The 22,632-nt window shown below is 58.4% G+C and carries 19 protein-coding genes; 4 read left to right on the top strand and 15 right to left on the bottom strand.

What is annotated here, in order from left to right:
- Positions 1 to 168 precede the first annotated feature (168 nt).
- Positions 169 to 2,535 carry a glutamine amidotransferase gene (locus tag WJU23_RS02815; protein WP_346331015.1) on the top strand — a complete coding sequence of 789 codons (2,367 nt, stop codon included), beginning with the start codon at positions 169 to 171 and terminating at the stop codon, positions 2,533 to 2,535.
- Between the two features lie 8 nt (positions 2,536 to 2,543).
- A complete protein-coding gene (locus tag WJU23_RS02820) occupies positions 2,544 to 3,485 on the top strand; it encodes a hypothetical protein (RefSeq protein WP_346331016.1) in 942 nt (313 codons plus the stop codon).
- Here the strand turns inward: WJU23_RS02820 and WJU23_RS02825 are convergent.
- From WJU23_RS02825 to WJU23_RS02865, 9 genes are all read right to left on the bottom strand, one after another.
- Positions 3,480 to 4,316 carry a patatin-like phospholipase family protein gene (locus tag WJU23_RS02825; RefSeq protein WP_346331017.1) on the bottom strand — a complete coding sequence of 279 codons (837 nt, stop codon included), beginning with the start codon at positions 4,314 to 4,316 and terminating at the stop codon, positions 3,480 to 3,482. The genes WJU23_RS02820 and WJU23_RS02825 overlap by 6 nt on opposite strands.
- Complete coding sequence (locus WJU23_RS02830) at positions 4,313 to 5,317, bottom strand: lysylphosphatidylglycerol synthase transmembrane domain-containing protein (protein WP_346331018.1); 1,005 nt, start codon at positions 5,315 to 5,317, stop codon at positions 4,313 to 4,315. Before WJU23_RS02830 ends, WJU23_RS02825 begins: the two co-directional genes overlap by 4 nt.
- A gap of 14 nt (positions 5,318 to 5,331) precedes the next feature.
- Positions 5,332 to 5,586 (bottom strand): phosphopantetheine-binding protein, encoded by a 255-nt coding sequence (locus WJU23_RS02835; protein WP_346331019.1) that lies wholly within the window; start codon positions 5,584 to 5,586, stop codon positions 5,332 to 5,334.
- A gap of 34 nt (positions 5,587 to 5,620) precedes the next feature.
- A complete protein-coding gene (locus tag WJU23_RS02840; RefSeq protein WP_346331020.1) occupies positions 5,621 to 6,355 on the bottom strand; it encodes an SDR family oxidoreductase in 735 nt (244 codons plus the stop codon).
- A 79-nt stretch (positions 6,356 to 6,434) separates the two neighbouring features.
- Entirely contained in the window at positions 6,435 to 7,793 is a 1,359-nt protein-coding gene (gene tig / locus WJU23_RS02845) for a trigger factor (RefSeq protein ID WP_346331021.1), read from the bottom strand.
- A 308-nt stretch (positions 7,794 to 8,101) separates the two neighbouring features.
- Positions 8,102 to 10,075 (bottom strand): exo-alpha-sialidase, encoded by a 1,974-nt coding sequence (locus WJU23_RS02850; protein WP_346331022.1) that lies wholly within the window; start codon positions 10,073 to 10,075, stop codon positions 8,102 to 8,104.
- A 178-nt stretch (positions 10,076 to 10,253) separates the two neighbouring features.
- Positions 10,254 to 11,705, bottom strand: a complete 1,452-nt coding sequence (gene cls / locus WJU23_RS02855) for a cardiolipin synthase (RefSeq protein WP_346331023.1) — start codon at positions 11,703 to 11,705, stop codon at positions 10,254 to 10,256.
- Positions 11,706 to 11,803: 98 nt separating this feature from the next.
- Complete coding sequence (locus tag WJU23_RS02860; protein WP_346331024.1) at positions 11,804 to 12,694, bottom strand: prepilin-type N-terminal cleavage/methylation domain-containing protein; 891 nt, start codon at positions 12,692 to 12,694, stop codon at positions 11,804 to 11,806.
- 140 nt (positions 12,695 to 12,834) lie between these two features.
- A complete protein-coding gene (locus WJU23_RS02865) occupies positions 12,835 to 13,806 on the bottom strand; it encodes an NYN domain-containing protein (protein WP_346331025.1) in 972 nt (323 codons plus the stop codon).
- Between the two features lie 167 nt (positions 13,807 to 13,973).
- On the opposite strand from WJU23_RS02865, the gene hisC reads away from it, so the two are divergent.
- A complete protein-coding gene (gene hisC, locus WJU23_RS02870) occupies positions 13,974 to 15,068 on the top strand; it encodes a histidinol-phosphate transaminase (RefSeq protein ID WP_346331026.1) in 1,095 nt (364 codons plus the stop codon).
- A gap of 52 nt (positions 15,069 to 15,120) precedes the next feature.
- Here the strand turns inward: hisC and WJU23_RS02875 are convergent, their stop codons facing one another.
- The 6 genes from WJU23_RS02875 to WJU23_RS02900 all read right to left on the bottom strand — a co-directional run bounded on the left by WJU23_RS02875 (position 15,121) and on the right by WJU23_RS02900 (position 20,574).
- Positions 15,121 to 16,134, bottom strand: a complete 1,014-nt coding sequence (locus WJU23_RS02875) for a ketoacyl-ACP synthase III (protein WP_346331027.1) — start codon at positions 16,132 to 16,134, stop codon at positions 15,121 to 15,123.
- Between the two features lie 11 nt (positions 16,135 to 16,145).
- Positions 16,146 to 17,201: a polysaccharide deacetylase family protein gene (locus tag WJU23_RS02880; RefSeq protein ID WP_346331028.1), complete on the bottom strand. Its 1,056-nt coding sequence runs from the start codon at positions 17,199 to 17,201 to the stop codon at positions 16,146 to 16,148.
- A 66-nt stretch (positions 17,202 to 17,267) separates the two neighbouring features.
- Complete coding sequence (locus tag WJU23_RS02885) at positions 17,268 to 18,083, bottom strand: SDR family oxidoreductase (protein WP_346331029.1); 816 nt, start codon at positions 18,081 to 18,083, stop codon at positions 17,268 to 17,270.
- On the bottom strand, positions 18,070 to 19,056 hold the full coding sequence (locus WJU23_RS02890; RefSeq protein ID WP_346331030.1) for a ketoacyl-ACP synthase III: 987 nt from the start codon (positions 19,054 to 19,056) through the stop codon (positions 18,070 to 18,072). The genes WJU23_RS02885 and WJU23_RS02890 overlap by 14 nt, the downstream gene beginning before the upstream one ends.
- 83 nt (positions 19,057 to 19,139) lie before the next feature.
- The gene (locus tag WJU23_RS02895) at positions 19,140 to 19,448 is read right to left on the bottom strand and encodes an acyl carrier protein (RefSeq protein ID WP_346331031.1); all 309 of its coding nucleotides are present in this window, start codon (positions 19,446 to 19,448) and stop codon (positions 19,140 to 19,142) included.
- 121 nt (positions 19,449 to 19,569) lie between these two features.
- Positions 19,570 to 20,574 carry a hypothetical protein gene (locus WJU23_RS02900; RefSeq protein WP_346331032.1) on the bottom strand — a complete coding sequence of 335 codons (1,005 nt, stop codon included), beginning with the start codon at positions 20,572 to 20,574 and terminating at the stop codon, positions 19,570 to 19,572.
- Between the two features lie 583 nt (positions 20,575 to 21,157).
- On the opposite strand from WJU23_RS02900, the gene WJU23_RS02905 reads away from it, so the two are divergent.
- Positions 21,158 to 22,534, top strand: a complete 1,377-nt coding sequence (locus WJU23_RS02905) for an MFS transporter (protein ID WP_346331033.1) — start codon at positions 21,158 to 21,160, stop codon at positions 22,532 to 22,534.
- Positions 22,535 to 22,632: the final 98 nt, after the last annotated feature.

Raw genomic sequence — 22,632 nt, forward strand, 5'->3', positions numbered from 1 at the left:
CTGCGTCCCGCGGAACACCGCCCCAAACCTTCATTAAACCACTAATGCCCAGCAATAAGCACTAATATTTCAAACATCAGACTTATCCATGAGTGCCTATTGCTGAGCATTAGTGGTTCAAAAACCTACCTCTTCGTCATTCGTCATTCGGATTTTTCCCATTTCCCCATGCCCACCCTTACCTTCCAGCACCCTGAGCGCCTCTGGCTCTCCCTCGGCCTCATGGCCGTCGTGCTGGTCCTGCTTTACATCGGCTACCGCCGCTCCCCTCTTCGCGGCCCCACCCGCTGGGCCGCCCTTGCCTGCAAAGCATCCGCCTGGGCCATCCTCGCCCTTTGCCTGACCGATCCCGTCTGGTCCCGCAAGCAGCCCAAGACCGGCGAGAACGAAGTCATCCTCGTCGCCGACAACAGCGCCTCCCTGAACCTCACCGAAAAACAAGGCAGCCCCACCCGCGCCGCCCAGATGCGCGAAGCCCTCGGCGCTGACGAAACCACCCCGCCGTCCTGGCTCGACGAACTCGGCCTCATGTTCCGAGTCAAGACCCAGCTTGCTGATGAGCGTCTGCAAAGCGTCGCCGACTTCTCCAAGCTCAGCTTCACCGGCACCAAGTCCGAGCTGAACCGCGCCCTCAGCACCCTCCGCAGCGGCGGCCCCGCCAGCCGCGTCGCCGCCATCGTCCTCATCACCGACGGCTCCCCCACCGACATCGCGGCCACCCAGGAAGCCTCTTCCTCCATCCCGGTTTTCCCCGTTCTCGTCGGCGAGTCCGCCCCGGATCCAGATCTCCACATCGTCGGCCACACCATCACCCAGACCTCTTTTGAAGACACCCCCGTCACCATCACTGCCCAGGTCGCCGGTCAGGGTTTCGCAGGCAAGGACATCGCCGTCTGCGTCCTGGATGAAGAAGGCCGCGCCGTTGTTAGCGAAAAGCTCCGCCTAACCAAAGATGACACCACGCAGGTGGTCCGTCTCCGCGTCCCCGCCGTCAGGCCCGGCGTCTCCTTCTACCGCCTCGCCGTCATGGAGGCAGGACTGGCAGCCAAGGTCGCCAAGGACGAATGGAAAACCCTTTCCAAAGAAGCCACGCTCGCCAACAACGAGCGCCACCTCGCCATTGACCGTGGGGCCGGTCCTTATCGCGTCCTCTACATCTCCGGCCGACCTAACTGGGAGTATAAATTCCTCCGCCGCGCTCTCATGGGCGATGACGAAATTCAGCTCCCCTCCCTCATCCGCATCGCCAAGCGCGAGCCCAAGTTCGAATGGCGCGGCCGCACCGGCGAAACCAGCAATCCCCTCTTTCGCGGTTTCGGCCAGCAGGGGGAGGCCCAGCGTTATGACCAGCCTGTGCTCATTCGCCTCGGTACCCGCGATGCCGCCGAGCTCAGCGACGGCTTCCCCAAATCCCCCGAAGAGCTTTTTGGCGAATACCGCGCTATCATCATTGACGACCTCGAGGCCGCCTTCTTCACCCAGGAACAGATGAACCTCATGGAGCGTTTCGTCAGCGAGCGCGGCGGTGCTCTTCTCATGCTTGGCGGCCAGGAAAACTATCAGGCTGGCGGATACGACCACACCCCCGTCGGCCGCATGCTCCCCGTCTATCTGGACCGCATCAGCAAGTCTCCTGCCCTCGCCAATGGCCGCCTCAATCTCACCCGTGAAGGCTGGCTGGAACCCTGGACCCGCCTGCGTCCTGGGCGCGAGGAGGACGAGCAGCGCCTGGCCCAGATGCCCGGCTTCCAATCCGTGAACCAGACCTTCTCCATCAAGCCCGGAGCCAGCGTCCTGGCCACCGTCAGCGGTGATGAACATGATTCCCTGCCCGCCCTCGCCGCCCAGCGCTTTGGTGAAGGCCGTGTCGCCTCCCTGATGATCGCCGACATGTGGCGCTGGGGCATGCGCGATGAAACTACAGCCAAAGACCTGGAGCGCGCCTGGCGGCAGATGATGCGCTGGCTCGTCGTGGATGTCCCGGACCGCATCCAGATCGTCAGCACTCCCGAGGACGGCCGCATCAAGCTCGAAGTCCGCGTCCGCGACCGCTCCTTTCGCGCCCAGGACGATGCCATGGTTAAGATCGAAGTCACCGGCCCCGATGGTAAACCCTCCACCCTCTACGCCGAGCCAAGCCTCAAAGAAGCCGGCCTCTTTGAAGCCGAGTTTTTCCCCCGCGATTCCGGCCCCTATCGCGCCGCCGCCACCGTCGAATCTACCGCTGACAACACGCTCCCCGCTGATAAAATCCTCGGTGCCAAAGCTACCGGCTGGGTCCACGACCCCCTCACCGCCGAGTTTGCCTCGGTCAAACCCGGCAACGACTGGATGGACCGCATCGCCCAGGAATCCGGCGGCCAGAAGCTCCTTCTCAAAGACATCAGTTCTCTCCCCGACCTGCTGAAAAACATCCGTGTCCCCGTCGAGGAAACCATCACCAAGCCCCTCTGGCACACCCCCTGGATCTTCGCCCTCGTCCTCACCCTCCTTACTCTCGAATGGTATCTTCGTCGCAAAGGAGGCATGGTATGACCAATCCAATGAAATGGCCCGTTCTCCTTTGCCTGTTTAACCTTTTGTTAGGCCTTGCTTCCCCCCTCCAGGCGCGTGATCTCGACATCCTCCTCGTCGTCGGCACCCCTGGCGAAGACCAGTATGCCAAGCTTTTCGATGCCCAGGTTACCGCCTGGAAGGACGCCAGCACCAAGGCGGGCGTGAAGCTCAACATTATCGGCCAGGACAAGGACGAAGACGACCTCAAGCAACTCGAGTCCGCCCTCAAGAAAGCCGTTACCGCCAAGACTGGCCAGTTCTGGTTCGTCATGATTGGCCACGGCACCTTTGACGGCCGCGAGGCCAAGTTCAACCTGCGCGGCCCCGACATCACCGCCCGCCAGCTTGGCGACTGGCTTCGCCCCATCCAGCGTGAGCTTGTCTTTATCCAGACCGCCTCCGCCAGCGCTGCCTTTATGCAACCTTTGTTAGGTAAAAACGGAGTCGTCATCAGCGCCACCAAAGGGGCCGATGAAATCTATTACACCCGCTTTGGCGAGTTCTTTGCTCCCGCCATCGCCGGTCTGCCCGAAGCCGACCTGGACCAGGACAGGCAAGTCTCCCTCCTCGAAGCCTTTCTGCATGCCAGTAAGAAGGTGGCCGAGTTCTATGAGCAGGAAGAGCGCCTCGCCACCGAACATGCCCTCATCGAGGACAATGGCGACGGCATCGGCACCCGGTCCGAGGTCTTCGAAGGCGTCAAGGCCAGCGACCCCAAGGCCGACGGTGTCCGCGCCGCCCAGATTGCCCTCGTCCTGAGTGAAGAAGAGATGCGCCTCACCGATGCGCAAAGACATCAGCGCGATGCTTTGGAGCGCGAACTTGAAGTCCTCAAAGGCAAACGTGCTGAGATGGATGAAGACGCCTACTATGCCGATCTGGAAAAGCTCCTCCGTGAACTCGCGGAGCTATACTCCGGCGACTCATAACAGGTGCTTCAATTCGGTGTCATACAGCCTCTGCGCCTCGGCTTCACCGGCAGCATAATAATTGGGCATCTGGCTGCCGGAGAAGGTGACCGGCCGGGAATGCACGGTGCGTGCAGTGAGAAGCTGCTTGCCATGCAGGCCGGCCAGGCGGACGCGATATTCCTGGAGCTGCTCGCTGGCACATTCATGCGCCTTTGAGGCCAGGTGGAAAAGATTGAAAGGGAAGAGTTTCGGCGCAGCACTCGGTGTGTGGGTCACACGGTGCATGATGATGAGGTCAATGTCCTCTTGTTCCAGCCAGGGATCAATGGGGGCCTCATGAGCCACACCCCCGTCAAAGCAGGCCATGCCATCAATGGTGATCGGTGAAAAGACCGTCGGGATGCAGCAACTGGCGATCATGACATGCGCCAGTGGTCCGCTGGTCAGGAAGTGGGTCTTGCAGGTCTCGAGGTTGCTCACGGCCGCCATGTATCTGGGGGCTTTGAGGTCCTTGATGTCCACATCTCCCACCACCTTCTTGAGGTATTCCACTGCGCCGTCGGTCTTGAAGGCACCCATGTTGGATTCAAAAAAGGTATTCCGGATGTAGTGCGTCAGCCAGGGGGTGCGTCGGACGAAGGAGCGGCGGAAACGGTGGGCGAAGACCACCTTGCGGATGTTCTCGGCCGAGACCCCGGCGGCGTATAAGCCGGAGGTGATGGCCCCGGCGGAGGACCCGCCAACGGCGACCGGGCGTATTCCCAGGTCATGCAGGCGCGCCATGAAACCGGCGTGGGTGGCAAAGCCAAGAAAGGAGGAACCGAGGGAGATCGCGATGCGGGGTTTCAAGCGTCAGAGGGGGGAGAGGGCGTAGGTGACTCAGCAGGATGAGTGCCGCAAATGAAGAGGAGACCGCCAAACAGGCCCCAGACCACCATCATCAGCCACCCGGCCAGGGATGCTGAGACAGCGGTGGCTTCGGGCAGGCCGGTCATGGCATGAATGAGGGTTTCAAAAGTCTTTTCACGCACGCCCAGGCCGGAGACGGAAAGGGGCAGTCCGGCGGCGGTATCCACGATGGGCATGGCCGCCATGACCTCCCACAGCGGAGCCTGGCCGCCCACGGCAAAGATGGCGCAGTAAAAGGACAGGAAATGCGCGGCAAAGATGAGGGCCGAAAGGAGAATGGCCAGCAGGGAGCAGCCCCAGGATCGCCGGATGGCATCACAGGCCTGGGCAAAGTCTTTTAAGGGGGGAAAGCCCAGCAGCTTTGGAAACTGCCTTTCCCCCCAGCCATACAGGCGGGGGGTGAAGGAGATGGCAGAGAGGGTGATACCGAAAATGGAGCCTCCCAGGAACCAGGTGAAGCCTTTCACAATGGCATGCACCTCCGGACCGTAGCTTTCCAGCCGGTCACGAAAGGCCCAGCCAAAGCCGAGGAAGAGGATGGCCAGCCCGTAGATTCCCAGCATGTGATCCAGCATGATGGAGACCATAATCGGCAGTTTACGCGCTCCCGGCCGCTTTAGCAAAGCGATGGCCTTATACGCATCGCCGCCCACGGCGCCCAGGGAGGTGATGTTGAAGAAGTTGCTCACAAAGGTCAGCCGCAGCACCGTCGCGGCCGGAACAGGATGCTGCTGGCCGATAAGAAGCACCTGCCAGCGCAGGGAGTGGAACCAGCAGGAAAGACCCACCAGGGCCAGGCCCGCCAGCGTCCAGTCCCAGTGGGTGAGCATGGCCTTCAGATGCGGCAGGATGGCCACGGTGAAGCGGTGCTCACGGAAGATCATCCAGAGCAGCACCGTGGTGATGCCGATCTTGAGCAGGATGAGCAGGGCCTTCTTCATGTGCCCGGAGTGTCTCAGGCCAGACCCGCCTCTTCAATCGCCTTGGCGATGCTGTCCACGCTATGGAGGATCTCGCGGGCTTTGTTTTGATCGCTGATCTTGAGCTTGAAGTGCTTTTCAATGGCCACCACCAGTTGCAGCGCATCGACACTGTCCAGTCCGATGCCTTCAGGACCAAAGAGCGGGGCTTCGTCAGCGATTTCTTCGGCACTGACTTCCAGCATGAGCTCGCTGGCCATGACTTCTTTGATGCGTTGGCGTAGGTTCATTCGTGAAAGGGAAAAAGGAAAGAATTAGCAGGTTTCAGACAAGTGCGCCGTCCAGTTTTAAGGAAGCGCCAGTCATATAGCTGGCCTCCGGGCTGGCAAGAAAGAAAACAACGGCGGCGATCTCTTCAGGCCGTGCAAATCGCCGCATGGGTGTCTCGCGCTTCACCGCTTTGATCTGGTCTTCGCTCCAGTTCGCCGGCAGGGCTCCCTCAATGTGGCCTGGGCAGATGGCATTGACGGTGATGCCCATGCGGGCGGTTTCCTTGGCCAGGCTTTGGGTCAGGCCAAGCACGCCGGCCTTGGCTGCGGCATAATTGGTTTGGCCAGCCGGGCTGTGCAGAGCGCTCAGGGAGGCGATATTAATGATGCGGCCCCAGCGCTGCCGCATCATTGGCTGCATGGCGGCCTGGCAGCCCAGGAAGACGGCGTTCAGGTTTGCATCCAGCACGCCGGACCATTGCGGCAGCGTCATGGTGGCCAGCAGAGCATCGTCATGATACCCGGCATTGTTGATCAGCACCGACAGCGGGCCGCTGGCGGCCTCGATCTGCGCCAGGGCCGTTGTCCAGGATTCCGCATCGGTGATCTCCAGCGGGCAGAGGAAGGCGCGGTCCGGAAAGGCCGCCACCAAAGCCGCCGCTGTTTCCCGCCGCTCCCGCACGCCCAGGAAGACCTGGCATGCAGCATCCTTCTCCAGAAAATATCGGGCGGTCGCATGACCGAGCGTACCGTTGGCTCCGGTGATGAGGATGCGGCGTGGATCTGGCATGGATACGGAAGGAAATGCAAAAACAGCGCCGGGGCACCGACGCTGTTCGTGTGGGATCAACTTTTCGGCTGCATAAATCTTATGCGGCAGCCGGGGAATGCGTGTCGCAATGCTCGGGCTCAGGCTCGGTTTCTTCCACCTCGGCCTTGTCTTTCACAAACTGCAGGGCGCTTTCCAGCAGCAGATCGTCGCGTAGGCGCTCGATCATGCCGGACTTCTGGGCTTCGGCCATGAATTTCTTCACGGGCTTGTTCTGGCGGGCTGCCATATTGGCCAGCGCGTAGGTGAGCTGCTGGTCGCCGATGGTGAGGCCTTCTTTTTTAGCGATCTGCTCCAGGATGAAGCTGACCTTCACGCTCTGACGTGCCTGGTTGGTGGCGCTGCTCAGGATTTCGTCCTGCTGCTTCACCAGCTCGTCCTGGGAGATGCCCTGCTGCAGAGCGCGGTTGGCGATGTCGTTGGTGCGGCGCTGGGCCTCACGGTTCACCAGCTCCTGGGGCAGGTCGAATTCCACCTTTTCGAAAATGTGGGCGATGACCTGGTTGCTCTTGGCCGTCTCACGCGCCTGCTCCTTGCGGCGGCGGATGGCTTCCTTGACTTCTGAGCGAAGAGTTTCTTCGTTCATTTCACCGCCGCCGATCTTCTTGATGAACTCTTCGTCCAAAGGCGGGACCACTTTGTCCTTCACGCCTTTGCAGTTGATGGCCAGGTCCAGGGTCTTGCCACGGAGGGCTTCAAAGGCGAAGTCTTCAGGAAGGGTCAGGGAAAGGGTGCGCTGCTCATCCTTCTTGATTCCCACCAGGCCGGCGTAGAAGCCCGGAATAAAGTCTTCCTCTTCATCCAGGAGGAACCAGTTCTCTTCGATGGCCTTGAGGTGGTCCGGGGCTTCAGGCATGGCTTCGGCCAGGGGCTGGCCTTCCAGGGTGGTGGTGAAACCAAGGACGACGACGTTGCCATTGGCGGCCGGGGTGTCAATGTCCTCAAAGGAGGCGTAACGCTCGCGCAGGTGCAGGATGTCGTGCTCCACATCCGCGTCGGTCACTTCGATGCGCGGGAGCTTGACGGGGATGCCCGTGTAATCCGGCAGCTCAAATTTCGGCGCCAGGCTCATTTCGGCGCTGAAGCTGAAGCTCTTGTCGGTATCGTGATGGATCTTGTCGGTGACGGAGAGGACGTTCAGGACTTCCAGGCCTTCGTTTTTGATGGCGGTGCGCAGACCGTCATTGATGAGTTGCTTTTCCAGCTCACTGCGGATGTCATCGCCGAAGCGCTTCTGGACAGCGGCGGCCGGGGCCTTGCCTGGGCGAAAGCCGGGCAGGCGGACCTGGCTGGCGAAGTAAGCGGTGATGGAGGAGCGCTGTTTGGCGACTTCTTCGGCAGGCACACGGATGTGTGCGATGGCGCGGCAGTTGGGCTGGTGTTCGACGTTGATGTTCATGGCTTAAAGACGGATAAAAGTCCCGTCCGGCATGGCGGCTGGCACAGCGCCCAGGCCGGAGGGGCGCGCAGGCTAGAGCATGTTCGTGGATTTGACAACCCTGGAACGCATCTTGTTAGAAGGGAGGGCTCCCAGGCGGTTTCCGTTTTTCAGCGGAGGAGCGGAAAGCAGTGTCCGGTGAAAGAAGGTAAAAAGATTTTTAAACCACTAATGCTCAGCAATATGCACTAATGCTCCAAGCCTCTGATTCTGACATTAGTGATCATTGCCGGGTATTAGCGGTCTAATCGACCCTCTTGATGAGGGGGCTATTTGGGGAGGCTGTGCTGGAGGATGAACTGGAGCATCTCTTCAGATTCGAAAAATCCGGGGTCGTATTCGTGGCCTTTGCCGGGGATGGTGATGAGCTGGATGGGGCCGCCGAGGGCCTGGTATTTTTTGGCGAGGGCTCCGCTGTTGGCCTCGATGGGGACGACGACATCGGAATCGCCGTGGATGTGGAGGATGGGGATTTTGGCGGCGGCGATGGGGGCCAGGCGCTCGATGGGGGTATGGCGGGTGATTTCCTGGTTGAGCTGGTCCGGGGTGAGGCCGTAGGCGGGGGCGGCGCGTTCCAGGCCGGGATAGCTGCGGATGTCGCAGACGGTGTAGATGCCGGCGATGCAACTGACCCACTCGGGATGGTCGGCGGCGAGGTTGTAGTGATTCAGGCCACCACGGCTCTGGGCGATGAGAGCGGCCTTGGGAGCGAGCTGGTAGTTTTCCCGAAGGTGCTTATAAAACGCGGTGAACTGCTGGCGGCTCTGCGGATTGGCGAAGGTTTCCCCGACGTAAAGGCCGACTACGTAAAAGCCTTTGTCCAGAAGGCGCTGGATGAGCCAGGTGTTGCTGGCCCCAGGGTTGTTACCAATGGTGGGGGCATACCAGGCCCAGGGGCGGGTGCCATCGGCGGCGGGTTTGGTCGGATGGAGGACGAAGCCTTCGACTCCGGCGACTTCGAAATCCTCCCTTTTAGTGCCGAAATCGAGCTTGCCATTGAGGGGGCCTTTCAGGCTGTCCTTGCCGTTACTGGCCCATTCCAGATTAAAGCGGGCGACGGTGAGGTGGGTGTAATGGGTGGACTTTTTGAGGGCGAGACCGTCGTCTGTGCCGCGCTCATAAAGGCAAAGGGCATCGCCATTGGGGAGGACGGCGAGGTCGCTGTAACCTCCATAGCCGGCCTCGAGGGTTTTGTTGAACTTCCAGGTCTTGCCTTCGTCCTGGCTGATCTTGATGGAGAGGTTGCGGCGGTCACGGGATTTGCCGGGGATTTCTTTTCCGTCCAAGCGCTCCAGGTTGTGGGGATTGGCAAAGAGGATGCGGTTTTTATCGGCGGCGGGGCGCATGGAATAACGGACGATGCTGCCCATGCAGATGGGCTCCAGGAGCTTGTCATCGAAGCGGGGCTTGGCCCAGCTTTCGCCGCCATCACGGCTGAGGTTGATGAGGCGGCGGTGATTCTTGGATTCGGTGCGGGCATTGATCATGACGGTGCCGACGAGGGTCTCGACGATGCAGGTCTCATTGGGATAGACCCACTCCGGTGTATCCGGGATGGCGATGGCGCCGGCCTGCCAGGTGGCACCGTGGTCATCGCTGTAAATGGTGGCGGTGACGGAGGGGCGGTGGGCATGACCGCCGGTGCCGAGGGAAAGCCAGACGGGGACGATGAGGCGGCCGGTGCGGAGCTGGATGCCGTGCGCAGGGCCGGTGGCGAGGATCTTCCAGTCATAACCGGGGCGGAATTTTTCAAAAGTGGCGGTGATGTCCACAGGCTCTGTCCAGGTCACGCCGTCATCGTCACTGCGGATGTAATGGCAGGTGGCGTACTCCAGACAGTAAAGGAGGTGGACTGAGCCGTTGCGGTCGGCAAAGGCCACCGGGTTGTTGGCGGTGTTGTCGCCGGGTTTGTCCAGGTTTTGGGCGGCGGCGAGGGGGTTGACAGGGAGGTCGCCCTCAATGTGGACGATGGTCTGGCGGGGGAGCCAGGTCTTGCCGCCATCGGTGCTGCGGCGCATGACGATGTCAATGGGCCCCCAGTCGCCCTTGGCCAGTTTCCGGGCTTCGCAGTAGGCGAGGGCGGTGCCTGTCTTGGTGACGACGATGCCGGGAATGCGGTAAAGGGCGTAGCCGTCTTGGCCAGCCTCAAAGAGGTCGGTCTTTTCCAGGAAGGGCTCGGCGGCGGGAAGCGAGGCGGCGCTGGTGAGGAAGGCGGCGAGCAGGGGCAGGAGATGGCGTTTCATGGCTGCGGAGGAAACGGGGGAGAAGCGAAAGGGTGACTGGTGAGGACAGGGGACCAGTAGAAGGGAGTTAAGAGTGCTTGGTTCGCAGTTCACAGACATTGAAAACTAATGCCGGGCATTAGTGGTTTAAAATGTTTTATGATGATAAAGGTCATGAACAGAATGAAGATGAAGGAGGCTACAGGATGGGGATGAAGAGGCGGGCGAAGCCGCTGCGGAGGCGGTGGGAGAGGGGGGTGGACTGAAGGGTGGTGAGGGTGACCTCTGTGCACTCTTTCAGACGCTCTTCGAAGATGGTCTGAAGGCGGGTGGCAAGGGAGGGGGAACGGCAGGCGAGGTTAAATTCGAAATTGAGCCGGAGGCTGCGGGGATCCCAGTTCGTTGAGCCGATGCAGGACCATGTGTTGTCCACAAGGAGCAGCTTGGAGTGGTCGAATGGAGCGTGGGATTCGAAGATGCGGCAGCCGGACTCCAGCAGTTCGGGGTAGAGGGTGCGGGAGGCCCAGGCGACGAAAGGGATGTTGTTTTTGGCCGGGGTGATGATGGTGACCTGGATCCCGCGTGTGGCGCACAGTTTCAGTGCGGCCATGAGGATGGTGGTAGGAAGGAAATAAGGCGTCATGATGCTGACGCGCTCGCGGGCGGCATTGAGAGCGGCAAAGAGGGCGACGGGCATGACCTCCAAGTCTTCATCCGGTCCGTCCACGATGCCGAGCGCATGGGTCTCTCCTGCGGCGGGGATTTCCGGGAACCAGTCGGGACCGTCCAGCACTTCATGTGAGCAGAAATACCAGTCCTCCGCAAAAACCCGCTGCATCTGGGCGACCACGGGACCGGTGACGCGGAAGTGCAGGTCGCGGACCGGGTGGGAGGGGCTGCGGGAGATCATGTTGCCCTCGCGGATGTTCATACCGCCGGTAAAGCCGGTGTGCCCGTCCACAACGAGGATTTTTTTGTGGTTGCGCAGGTTCATGGTGAGCAGGCGCAGGATAAAGCGGTTGGGCATGAAGCGGCGGACGGGGACGCCGTTTTTCTTCAGGATGCGGGTGACGGGGGGCCAGGAATAACGGGTGCCGGCATCATCCACCATGACGCGGACCTGGACGCCGCGCTGATGGGCGGCGGTGAGGGCCTGGACAAAGTCTGCGCCAATGTGGTGAGCCTCAAAGATGTAACTGGAGAGGGTGATGCTGGTGCGGGCGGACTGGATGGCCTGGATCATGGCGGGCATGGCTTCGTCGCCATTGATGAGGGGCTCCACCTGGTTGCCTGGAGTGAAATGAAAGCGGGAGATGCGGTCCAGGGTGATGGCGAGGGAGCAGTCCCGTTCAGCGGTGACGGGATCGGCATCAGGAAAGTTGGGACAGGCAGGAAGCGGGTCCCGATAGGCCGGGCCGATGCTGCCACGGTAGTCCTTGCCTTTGCGACGGACGAAATTGATGCCGAGGAGACCATACAGACAGGCTCCAACAAGGGGGGAGAGAAGGATGAGGGCGACCCAGAAGGCGGCGGAGCGGTGGTCGCGGTGATGCTTCAGCAGGTGAAGCAGGGCTGTGACGCTAAGGGAGAGGGTAAGGATGGCCAGGGTGACGGTGCGCCAGTTCCACTCAAGAATCACGTAAGACAGCATAGGCTCAAGATGCCGCTCCGGGGGCAGGATGCAGCAAGAAAAACGCCGCCAGGATTTCTCCGGGCGGCGTCTGCAGGATGATTATCCGGGGTCAGTGTTTACTGCGCAGGAGGAGGAGGGGGCAGACCGCCACCGGCAGGGGCACCAGGAAGGGTAGGCATCGCGCCACCGGCAGGGGCGCCGGGAAGCTGGGGGATACCAGGCTGCTGGCCGTAGCCACCAGGGGCTGGAGGAAGACCGCCAGGAGCACCAGGCATACCGGACTGGGTAGGATCGCTGGTGAAGCTGCCACCGCCACGGGGGACGATGTTCAGGATCTGCTGCGGGGAGTTCGGGCTGGCCATGGTGAACATGTCAAAACCGCTGCCAAGAAGGCGGGGTCCGACGGCTGCACCCTGGGCGGCCATGAGCTTGACGGTTTCCACACTGGCGTCGTTTTTGCCAATGAGGATGGTTCCGCCCTGCCAGGCACGACCGGCGACAGGCTTGCCTGCAGCATCCGCATTCCACTGGGGTGGCCAGCCGGCGGCGACGGGGTTTTCAAACACGATGGGCATGATGCTGGTCGTCGTGTTGGACTGGCCCTGTGTCATGGCCCAATGGTTTTCCCCGGCGATGAGAGCCTGGTCAAAGGTGGGTGCGATGCCGATGTTTTTATCAGGCATGAACATGCTGCCGGGGCAGCCGAAGATGGTCTCATCCTGGACGAGACCTTCCTGCACAAGCATGCGGAAGGCGTCGTTGGAGGTGAGGGCGACGCTGCCGGTAACCGGATTGGTGACGGAGTCCGGATAGAGACCGTTGTTGTCGGAGGCGAACGTCATCATCAGACCGATGATCTGGCGGCAGTTGCTGCCGCCTTTCATCTGGTTGGCCTTGACGGTGATAAGGTTGTAAGTGGGGACGGCCAGGCTCGCGATGATCGCGATAATGGTGATCACCACCAGGAGTTCAATGAGGGTGAAACCTCTTTGGAGTGCTCGTTTCATGGTAGTAGTGCGTTTATGGTTTGGTTTATGATGTTATGTGCAGGCACGCCCGAAGACGCACCCGCATGACGAGTATGACAAAGCCGGGGGGATAAATGCGAGAAAAATCTTTTGCGGCTTCACCTGCGCAGAAAGAAAAGTCATTCTTCTCCAGGAGGAAGGGCGTCTCCGGCCTCAATAACGGCCCCCAGACGGAGGCGGTAGCCGCCGGAGCGGTCATCATAGACGAGGTCCAGCAGACCGCGCTTGCCCGCCGCCTCCAGCAGGGCATTGAAGGAGCGGAAGCCGTGGAAACGCTCACTGAACTGGGGGGTGCGGCGTTTGATGGTCTCCTTGACCTTCCAGCCCCAGACGCCCTGGTCGCCGCCCTGCTCGCCAATGAGGGCATCCACAGTTTCCATGAGCATTTCGATGGCTTTTTCCGGGTCGCCTGCGGGTTTGGGGTCGGCGAGGGCGGGTCTGGCTTCTGCCTGGGCGGCGGCGGGGGCGGAAGAGGCAGCCGCTGTTTTTGCAGCGGAAGTACGGGATGAAGGGGCGCGGCTGGAGGGACGTGGCTCCTTTTCGCCATTCTCAGCAGCGGGAGCGGAGGGGGTGGCCGTGGCGCGGGGCAGTCGGGTGGAGCGGCGCTTCTGCTGCTCGCGGACCAGATCGTCGTAAAAGATGAATTCGTCGCAGTTTCCGATGAACAGGTCGCTGGTGGAGTTTTTGACGCCGACGCCAATGACGGTTTTGTTGTTTTCGCGCAGCTTGCTGACAAGAGGGGAGAAGTCGGAATCGCCGGAGACGATGATGAAGGTGTCCACATGGGCCTTGGTGTAGCAGAGGTCCAGGGCATCCACGACCATGCGGATGTCGGCGCTGTTTTTGCCGGACATGCGGAGGTGGGGGATCTCGATCATCTCAAAGGCGGCCTCGTGCATGGCCTTTTTAAATTCACGGTAGCGCTCCCAGTCGCAGTAGGCCTTTTTGACGACGATGCTGCCTTTGACCAGGAGGCGCTCCAGTACTTTGCCCATGTCAAATTTGTCATACTTGGCGTCCCTGACGCCGAGGGCCAGGTTTTCAAAGTCACAGAAGACGGCCATCGTGTGGGTGCGGTCAGGGTTGCGCATGGGATCGCAGGGTGTGTGAGGGAAAGGAAAAGGTCAAGAGGGGCAGTGGTGGGAATGACGAATGACGAATGTTCTGGCGGGCGGGCAGGAACGAAGAGGTGAGGAGGGGATGGGACTTGCCAGACAGGGGATCTAAGGCGAAAGGAGGGACGTTTTTATTGCTCATTATGTCCATCTGGAACTACGCCAACCCGCAGTTGAAAGACCTTGTCGCTTATGAACCTGGGAAACCCATCGAGGATGTGGCCAGGGAGCTGGGGCTGAAGCCGGAGGAGATCATCAAAATGGCCTCGAATGAGAATCCGCTTGGCCCCTCGCCAAAGGCGATCACGGCGATGCAGGAGGCGGTGAAAGAGGTTCACATCTATCCTGACGGGGCCTCTTACAGATTGCGGGAGGCGCTGGCGAAGAAATTCGACCTGCAAATGGAGAACATCATCGTGGGCTGCGGGAGCAACGAGATCATTGAGTTCATCGGCCATGCCTTTTTGAAGCCGGGGGACAATGTGATCACGGCGAAGCACGCCTTCCTGGTTTACAAGCTGATGGCGAAGCTCTTCGGTGCAGATACGATCGAGGTGGATGACCCGGGGTATGTGCATGACCTGGAAGCCATGGCGGCGGCGGTCACACCGCAGACCAAGGAGATCTTTGTTGCGAACCCAAACAACCCGACGGGGACTCTGGTCACGCAGGAGGCGATTGACCGCTTCATGGACCAGGTGCCGCCGCATGTGGTGGTGGTCTTTGACGAGGCCTATTATGAGTTTTTGGACAACCCGCCGGATACGCTGAAGTATGTGCGTGAGGGGCGCAATGTGGTGGTGCTGCGGACGTTTTCCAAGATCCAGGGCCTGGCGGGAACGCGCGTGGGCTATGGCATCGGCAATCCGGAGCTTATCAATGTGCTGCAGCGGACACGGCAGCCGTTTAACATCAACAGCATCGCCCAGGCCGGGGCGCTGGCGGGGCTGCTGGACCAGGAGCACCAGGACAGGACGAAGGCCATCACCGATGAGGGGCGTGACTATCTGCAGGGGCAGTTTGAGGCGATGGGCCTGGAGTATGTGCCCAGCTACGCAAACTTTGTGCTGGTGAAAGTGGGAGACGGAAATGCCGTCTTCAAAGCCATGATGGCCAAGGGCATCATCCTGCGGGCTATGGCCTCCTACAAGCTGCCGGAATGGGTGCGCATTTCCATCGGCACCATGCCGCAGAATGAACGCTGCATTGCGGAACTGAAGGCGGTGCTGGGGAAATAAGCCCCGATGGCGGGCTGTCTGTCTCCTGTGACGGAAACTGGTCAGGTCTCTCTCAGGGGAGAGATGGGGATTTGAAATCTCCCCAACGAACGAAAGTGGCAGCCCAGGAAAGACCGACGCCAAAGCCCACAAGCATGACATTCATGCCAGGCTTGAGACGCCCTTCATCAACCGCCTCTTTCAGGGCAATGGGGATGGTAGATGAGACCGTATTCCCACAATGTTGCATGTGAACATAAAACTTCTCCGTCGGAATGTTGATCTTTTGCCGCAGATGCTCAAGCATGTACACGTTGGCTTGATGAAAGACAAAAAGGTCCACTTCATCAATGCGGGTGCCTGCCTTCACACAGAGGGCTTGAACGCTGGCAGGGACGGCATCCAGGGTGAACCGAAAAATCTCAGGCCCATTCATGGTCAGGTAGCAGGGCGGTGATGGAGCCGTGTCTGTCTGGGAAAAACCACGTGAGGCGCTCTGCCTGAGCATGAGGTGGGAGGCTCCACTGCCGTCGGTCCCAAAGACAAAAGGTCCGATGCTTTCTTTTTCTTGCTCAACAGCGGTGATCCAGCAGGCGGCGGCTCCATCACCAAACAGCGTTCGCACGCTGCGGTCCGCCGGCCCCAGGTACTTGCTGTAAGTATCGGCGGTGACCAGGACTGCGTTTTTGATCTGGCCGCTTTCGATCATGCCTTTGACCAGACTGAGGCCATAGACAAAACCCGAGCAGCCGAGAGTAAAGTCAAACGCAGCAACTGTCCTGGACAGCCCCAGCCGGTCTTGCAGCAAGCAGGCAGTACTGGGAAGCAGATAGTCTGGAGACTGGGTGCATACCACGAGGGCTTCCACCCATGTTTTATCCAGACCGGGGTGTGAAAAAAGTTTGGTTGCTGCTGCAAAGGCCAAATCTGAAGCATATTCATCTGTGGCTGCGATATGGCGTTCCGTGATTCCGGTTTTTGCAAAAATGGCCTGCTCATTCCATTCTGGAAATTCTCCAGCCAAGTCTCCGTTTGTCAGGACTGCCAACGGAAGATGGTAGTCTATGGCGAGTATGGATGCCTTCATTTCAAATGCCGTTAATGTGAATTAGCCGAGCTGCCGGGAGCTTGGCCAGGCATGCCGGACTGCCATTTTTGGAGGTCCCGGCCCCGTCTGTAAAGGGTGTCTTGCAAAACCAATTTTTGGAACCGGCTGGCATTATAAACGCAGATGCGGGGGATGAGCAAAGGATGTCGTGAAGCGGCAATGGTGGCGGGGAATGTGGTGACCGAGGTAAGAAAGCCTGATGAGGCCAGAATTTCGACTGCTTCGGGGCAGATGTCTTCCGCGTTCCCGTTGGGATAGGCATAATGATTGCATACCCCCAAGCGGCGGATGATGGCATCCCGAGAAAGGTGAATCTGTCGTGAGATCTCATCCCTGCCATGAAGACTGTGGAGGGGAAAATGTTCATGGCCGTGGGCACCGATGACCACCCCCTGACGGTGCAGGTCAGCCACCTGGTCCCAGTTCATTAAAGCGTCGCTTGAGTAGATTCCTTCGACTTCAGCCCAGCGGGAAGGAGACAGGAGCTCCCGGACGACCAGGATCATTTCACGTACCTCGGCCGCCGGACGTGTTTTGAAAAGATGGGTGATGAGGGCTGCCGCAGCGCGCCGTTCCTCTTCATTTCCTAGAGGCAAAGTCTGGTCCCGGATGTGCAACTGAGACTTTTCAGTCAGAAAGATGGCCGCCCGGGCAATGAATGTGGGTAAACGGTCACCTGTCTCCATGGATGAGGTGGTCAGATAAAGTGTGAAAGGGATATCCAGGCTGCGCAGTATTGGGGCTGCAAGACGATGGTTGTTTTGATAACCGTCATCAAAGGTCAGCATGACGCATCTGCCCAAATCGCCATCTTTTGCAGTTAATCTTTGGTGGTATTCATCCAGGTTAATCAGGCAAAACCGCCGCTTCAAATATCTGGTCAGTACCTCAAAATCATTCAGGCAGATGTGCAGGTTCTGAATGCGTTCATCAATAAGCTCTTCCTCGACTCCATGCAAAAACAGGGCTTGAGGCTGGAACAACACTTTTTCAGCGAGAAAGGCCTGAACCTGAGACGGGATCAGGTACCTGGCCAGGGCGGGCAAAAGTGATTTCATTTTAGAAACGGTTCCTTTTGGCGGGCACAGGAATTGCGATTGGCCGGGACACTTCTAAGCAAGCCTGCCGCCATCCACGACCAAACTTGTGCCTGTAATCCATCTGGAGGCGTCGGAAAGCAAAAACGCCAGGGCATTGGAAACATCTCGGGGAAATCCTGCACCCAACGGATGCAGATCAAATCCGGCTTTGACGGCATTCTTGCCTGCTACATTTTGCTCATAACTGATGACCATCTCTGTTTGGACCAGGCCAGGCACCACCGAATTTACACGGATGGATTCCCGTGCCAGTTCGATGGCCAAAACACGTACGGCTGCATCAATGGCCCCTTTGGTGGCCGCATAAATGCTGAGTCCAGGAAAGCCTTTATGTCCTGCTGTGGAAGAGACGAGCACCACGGACAGTCCTCCGTCTTTCCTCCGGACTTGTTTTTGGCGCACCGCGTGGACCATGGCCATGCTTGCTTTGAAATTCAAATCCATCAGGTGGTCCATTTTATCAAAGTCCAGATGGCGGATCGCCTCGGTGTTTGTGGCTCCGGCTGCACATACAATGCCGTCGATCGGTCCACATTCTACAGCGACGGTTTTCATCCATGCTGCCGTCTCTCGAACCTGGGTGACATCGAAGGAATAATAATGGTGTCCCTCTCCCGTCATGCTCTCGAGCGTTTTGACCAGTTCATCCTGCCTGCGTGCCACCAAGATGACTTTTGCACCCAGTTCAGACAGGAGGATGCAGGCATCCCGGCCGATGCCGGACGATGCCCCCGTGACCAAAACAGTTTTGCCTGAGAGATCGAGCGGATTGACGATGGCAGGCATAGATGAACAGGAAAGAAGTAAAGCAATTTTAGACTTCGACAAGTGCAGGCATGACCATCGGACCCGGTTGCAGCGCCAGAGCAGCCCAGGACCAGCCGACGCCAAATCCGGCCAGCAGCAGTTTTGCACCGCCATGGGTCAATGCTTCTCGCAGACAGACCGTCATGGTGAGAGGAATGGATGCGGAACTGGTGTTGCCATACCAGTCAATGCTCATGGGGACCTTTTCCATCGGGATGCCGACTTTGGATGCGATCGTGGAAAGCATGAAGGCATTGGCCTGATGAAAAACGAGGGCATCCACTTCACTGGCGTCCCAGCCTTTTAGAGTGAGGCACTTTTGTATGAGAGGCGGAACCTCCCGGATACCAAAAGAAAAGACTTCCGGACCGTTCATATGAAGGTTTTCGGAGGTTCGAAGATTACCGTCGGCACCTTTTTGGGCTGCGCAGGACATTGGGCTGCTCTTTTCGCGATAACCACCTGCAGGAATAATGATGTTGGAGTGCCCCGCCCCGTTGGTTCCTCCGATAAATGCGATTTCATTGAGGGCATCACCATCAGCAGGGAACTCGAAGGCCGTTGCCGTCCCGCAATCTCCGAACAATGGGGCTGCGGAGCGGTCCTCAGCACCAACCATGGCGCTGCTTGTGTCTCCAGCCAGAAGCAAAGCTCTCTGACCTGGCTCCAAGAGCTTGGATGTCAGCCAAATTCCATAAGTGTAACCGGAACATCCCAAATTCACATCAAAGGCAGTGCAATCAGTAGAAAGCCCCAGTCGTTGTTGAATCACACAAGACGTAGCGGGCAGGCGGTAATCCGGGGACTGGGTAATGAACACCAAATGCTGGATAGAAGATCTCTCCCAGCCCAGTTCAGAAATCAATTTTTCGGCGGCAGCAACACAAAGATCCGAGGTGCAAAGACTGCGGTCAATTCTGCGCTCTTTGACGCCGGTGCCTTTTACCAGCCTGCCTGCATCTTTTTCCCCAAAAACCGCGGCCAGTTCTTCCACTCCTTCGCGACGGGAAGGTACCGCTGATGCCACCCCCCGAATGGATGCGTGATTAAAAACACTCTGGGGCATAATGCGTGACTTTAATCGTTGGAAAGCCGGTCTTCCACCGTGCGGACCAGGTCTGCGACCGTTTCCGCCGCCACGATGGAGGCAGGCGGGGGTGGGGAACCCAAGTGCTTGTCTGTGGCAGCAATAAATGCCACGACGGACAGGGAATCCCAACCTTCAAGTTCAGCGAGCTTTTCTTCTCCTGATAAAGAATTTCTGTCCAATTCGACGATATCTTCGATTAAATTTAAGAATTCTTTTTTATTCATATGAATATTTTTGGCATTGAGCTTAAGTGGAAAGCTGGAATTGTTGTTTTGGATTGCTCCAAGGAACTTCACGCTGGATTGAGTCTTGAGCAAGAGCAATGATGCTGGCGTCGCCGCTTAATTTTTGCAACGCAAGTCTCTAAATTGAGAAAGCATGTTTATTTTTCCTGAGAGGGCAGTTTTTTCACGACTGTTACAAAAGAGCGTCTCCGTTATAAAGCGGCCAGTGTCCCCTGTTCAAAGCTGATGCATTTGAAGGCTGGTGGACCCAAATATCTGCCTGCTGGGAAAGGGTCTTAAAACGACCGGTCCGACCGGCAGCTTGTGCGAGATTTGGCGTTAAATGAGCTATTTGGATCGAATGAAATCCGTGCCGTCGGGCTGTTTTGATGATCAAGTTCACCATTTCTCTGAGATGATTCACTGTCGCGTCGTGAGGCCAGACATCGGAGAGTTGGAGCCTGCCATCTCCAAAGTCCGTCATCAATACACACAGAGGAAACACAGCCCCGTTAATGACAAGCGGGTGGTAAAACAGCGAGCACGAAAAGGATGGATTGTTGATTGAGAACCAGGCCCAGTAATTCCAGTCCCGGACAGGTCCGTTTAGAGATGCACTTTGAATGTTTACCCAATGGCGGTCCACCTGCTCTGCCGCCGTTTCATGAGTGATTTTATTGGATGCAACGAAACGTGGAAGCCGTTTGTGGGGAATGGAAAAGCGGAGCATCCGGCATAATGCGGCGAGCGGGCTGCCCCAATGAATGGAAGACATCACTTCAGGCCGGAGGCAGGTCCAATAGTGTGAGAACATTTTCATGATCTTCACTGCCGTGGCGTTTGGAGTTCCATTGATATTGATCAAATGGGATATCCTGGCATCCAATGCCATAGGCAACTGGAGGCTCACCGAACGGTAGGCAGGCAAAACGCGCCAGGTGGAACGCAAAGCCGCAAGCTGGACTTTTCCATCAACAACCAGCCGGATCGGGATGCAAAGACATATGCCCTGAACGGATCCCTCCGCCATGAGCATGCTGCCGCGAGGCCAGTCTTCTGTCATGGCCGGGTTATTTTTCCACCAATGATTCAGGCGGTGGATCCAGAACTCCGTGGATCTTCCATCCCCTGGGAAACTGGAGCAAAATTCGGCGATAAGGTGTGTGTTTTCAGCTAGAACTGGGAGGATTTCAGGCATGAATCGGATTCTAAAATTAGCTGGACACGCTAGGGCAGATGTAAACAAATACGGGTGGCCATGGGTGTTACAACCGTTTAAATCCGTCTGGTGTCGATGCCATTGATGCAGGTAACCAGCCTGGCAGTGGAGAAAGAGATTTTATTTGAGAAAAGATCTCTTCTTGGGGAGCGCCGTCAGATCAGAAGTGCCATCGAATGATTAACAGCGATGACCTCACCTGTCATGCGCTCGAGCGTTTTGACCATTTCTTACTGCATGCGGGCCACGAGGATGATTTTTACCCTCAGCTCTGACAGCTAGATGCAGGCATCCCGGTCGATGCTCCGGTGACCAGGATGGTTTTGCCTGAGAGATCGAGCGGATTGACGATGGCAGGCATAATGAATGGCGGATGATACAGAGCGAACAGACTTCAACAAGGCCGGGCACGGCGTCAGGTAAAAGGCAGCCTTCTTGGCGGCTGCAAGGGCGGAGGCGGTCATTTAGAGCTGCCAAATTCCCTGCCCATGGCCTCACGGATTCCCTGGGAGATGCATTTCTTGTTTGCCTCGCTGGCGTGCGTGCTTCACTCTGCGCGCCCATGAGCCAGACTGCACCTCTCCTCGACGACAACGCCCCGTGGTATAAACTCCTGACCTCGTATCACTGGTTTGTTTTTATTGTGGCCTCCCTGGCGTGGCTGTTCGACTGCCTGGACCAGCAGCTTTTCCTGCTGGCACGCAATGGGGCAATGAAGGCGCTGCTGCCGCCTGACATGGACCCGATCAAGTATGGTGGGTATGCGACATCCATCTTTGTGGCGGGCTGGGCGACGGGGGGACTGATCTTTGGGTCCGTGGGTGACCGGATCGGACGGGCGAAGACGCTGACGATGACCGTGCTGATCTACTCAGTGTGTACGGGTCTTTCGGCCTTTTCCAAAGGGTGGATTGATTTTGCGATCTACCGTTTCCTGACGGGCCTCGGTGTGGGCGGGGTGTTTGGCCTGGCAGTGGCGCTGGTGGCGGATACGCTGCCTGACCGCGCACGCACGGGCGCTCTGGGGACTTTGCAGGCGTTGTCTGCCGTGGGCAACGTAACGGCTGGCCTGGTGAGCATGTACATGGGCCACCTTGAGGGCATGAAAACCATCGAGCCCGGGACGGCCTGGAAGTATATGTTCCTGGTGGGGGCGGCTCCGGCTTTCCTCTGTGTCTTTATCCAGATGCGACTGAAAGAGCCGGAGAAGTGGGTGAAGGCCCGCGCTGCTGGCAAGGCGGCAGGGGTGAAATTCGGTTCCTACTCGGCCCTGCTGGGCGATGTACGCTGGCGGAAGAATGCGCTCCTGGGAATGCTACTGTGCATTTCTGGCGTCATCGGCCTGTGGGGTATCGGGTTCTTCAGCCCGGAATTGGTGGGAGATGTGATGCAGCGCTCGTTGGAGGCTGAAGGTGTGCCTGCGGCCGAGATCGCCGGCCAGAAGACGACCTGGATCGGGATCAACTCGATTGTGCAGAACATCGGGGCATTCATCGGCATGCTGCTGTTCACGAAGTTTGCGCAATCCTTGGGTCGCAAGAAAGCCTTCGCGATTGCCTTCGTGCTGGCCTTGGTGAGCACGGTCGGTTATTTCCAGATGTTTAATGGCCGGGGTGATATCTGGATGAGTGCGGTGATGGGCGGTTGCCAGCTCGCCTTGTTTGCCGGATTTGCGATTTATTTGCCGGAGCTGTTCCCGACCAGCCTGCGCAGCACGGGGACGAGCTTTTGTTATAACGTGGGCCGTTTTGTGGCGGCCAGCGGACCCTTTACCCTAGGCAGTCTGCAGGCGGCCCTGAAAGCGGGGGCGACGACGCCTGAGGCGAAGCTGGACGCCTTCCGCAACGCCTGCAGCTACATGAGCGTGGTGTTTGTGATCGGCCTGATCGCCCTGATGTTCCTGCCTGAAACGAAAGGCCGGGCAATGCCGGAAGATTGATCTTACAGAAAGAGGTTTCTTATCCAAGGGGCTCCGGCTGTGAAAAGCCGGGGCCCTTTGTGTTTGCAGGGGAGGCGTTTTACGGGAAAATGGCGGGG

This window comes from Prosthecobacter sp. SYSU 5D2 (genome assembly GCF_039655865.1).
GTDB lineage: Bacteria > Verrucomicrobiota > Verrucomicrobiia > Verrucomicrobiales > Verrucomicrobiaceae > Prosthecobacter.

What these genes read in the sequence shown, in the direction of transcription:
- tig (WP_346331021.1), bottom strand. Translation starts at nt 7,793, where the DNA reads ATGAACATCAACGTCGAACACCAGCCCAACTGCCGCGCCATCGCACAC.
- WJU23_RS02850 (WP_346331022.1), bottom strand. Translation starts at nt 10,075, where the DNA reads ATGAAACGCCATCTCCTGCCCCTGCTCGCCGCCTTCCTCACCAGCGCC.
- WJU23_RS02905 (WP_346331033.1), top strand. Translation starts at nt 21,158, where the DNA reads ATGAGCCAGACTGCACCTCTCCTCGACGACAACGCCCCGTGGTATAAA.
- WJU23_RS02835 (WP_346331019.1), bottom strand. Translation starts at nt 5,586, where the DNA reads ATGAACCTACGCCAACGCATCAAAGAAGTCATGGCCAGCGAGCTCATG.
- WJU23_RS02865 (WP_346331025.1), bottom strand. Translation starts at nt 13,806, where the DNA reads ATGCGCAACCCTGACCGCACCCACACGATGGCCGTCTTCTGTGACTTT.
- cls (WP_346331023.1), bottom strand. Translation starts at nt 11,705, where the DNA reads ATGCTGTCTTACGTGATTCTTGAGTGGAACTGGCGCACCGTCACCCTG.
- WJU23_RS02815 (WP_346331015.1), top strand. Translation starts at nt 169, where the DNA reads ATGCCCACCCTTACCTTCCAGCACCCTGAGCGCCTCTGGCTCTCCCTC.
- WJU23_RS02875 (WP_346331027.1), bottom strand. Translation starts at nt 16,134, where the DNA reads ATGAAGGCATCCATACTCGCCATAGACTACCATCTTCCGTTGGCAGTC.
- WJU23_RS02860 (WP_346331024.1), bottom strand. Translation starts at nt 12,694, where the DNA reads ATGAAACGAGCACTCCAAAGAGGTTTCACCCTCATTGAACTCCTGGTG.
- WJU23_RS02840 (WP_346331020.1), bottom strand. Translation starts at nt 6,355, where the DNA reads ATGCCAGATCCACGCCGCATCCTCATCACCGGAGCCAACGGTACGCTC.
- hisC (WP_346331026.1), top strand. Translation starts at nt 13,974, where the DNA reads ATGTCCATCTGGAACTACGCCAACCCGCAGTTGAAAGACCTTGTCGCT.
- WJU23_RS02900 (WP_346331032.1), bottom strand. Translation starts at nt 20,574, where the DNA reads ATGCCTGAAATCCTCCCAGTTCTAGCTGAAAACACACACCTTATCGCC.
- WJU23_RS02820 (WP_346331016.1), top strand. Translation starts at nt 2,544, where the DNA reads ATGAAATGGCCCGTTCTCCTTTGCCTGTTTAACCTTTTGTTAGGCCTT.
- WJU23_RS02830 (WP_346331018.1), bottom strand. Translation starts at nt 5,317, where the DNA reads ATGAAGAAGGCCCTGCTCATCCTGCTCAAGATCGGCATCACCACGGTG.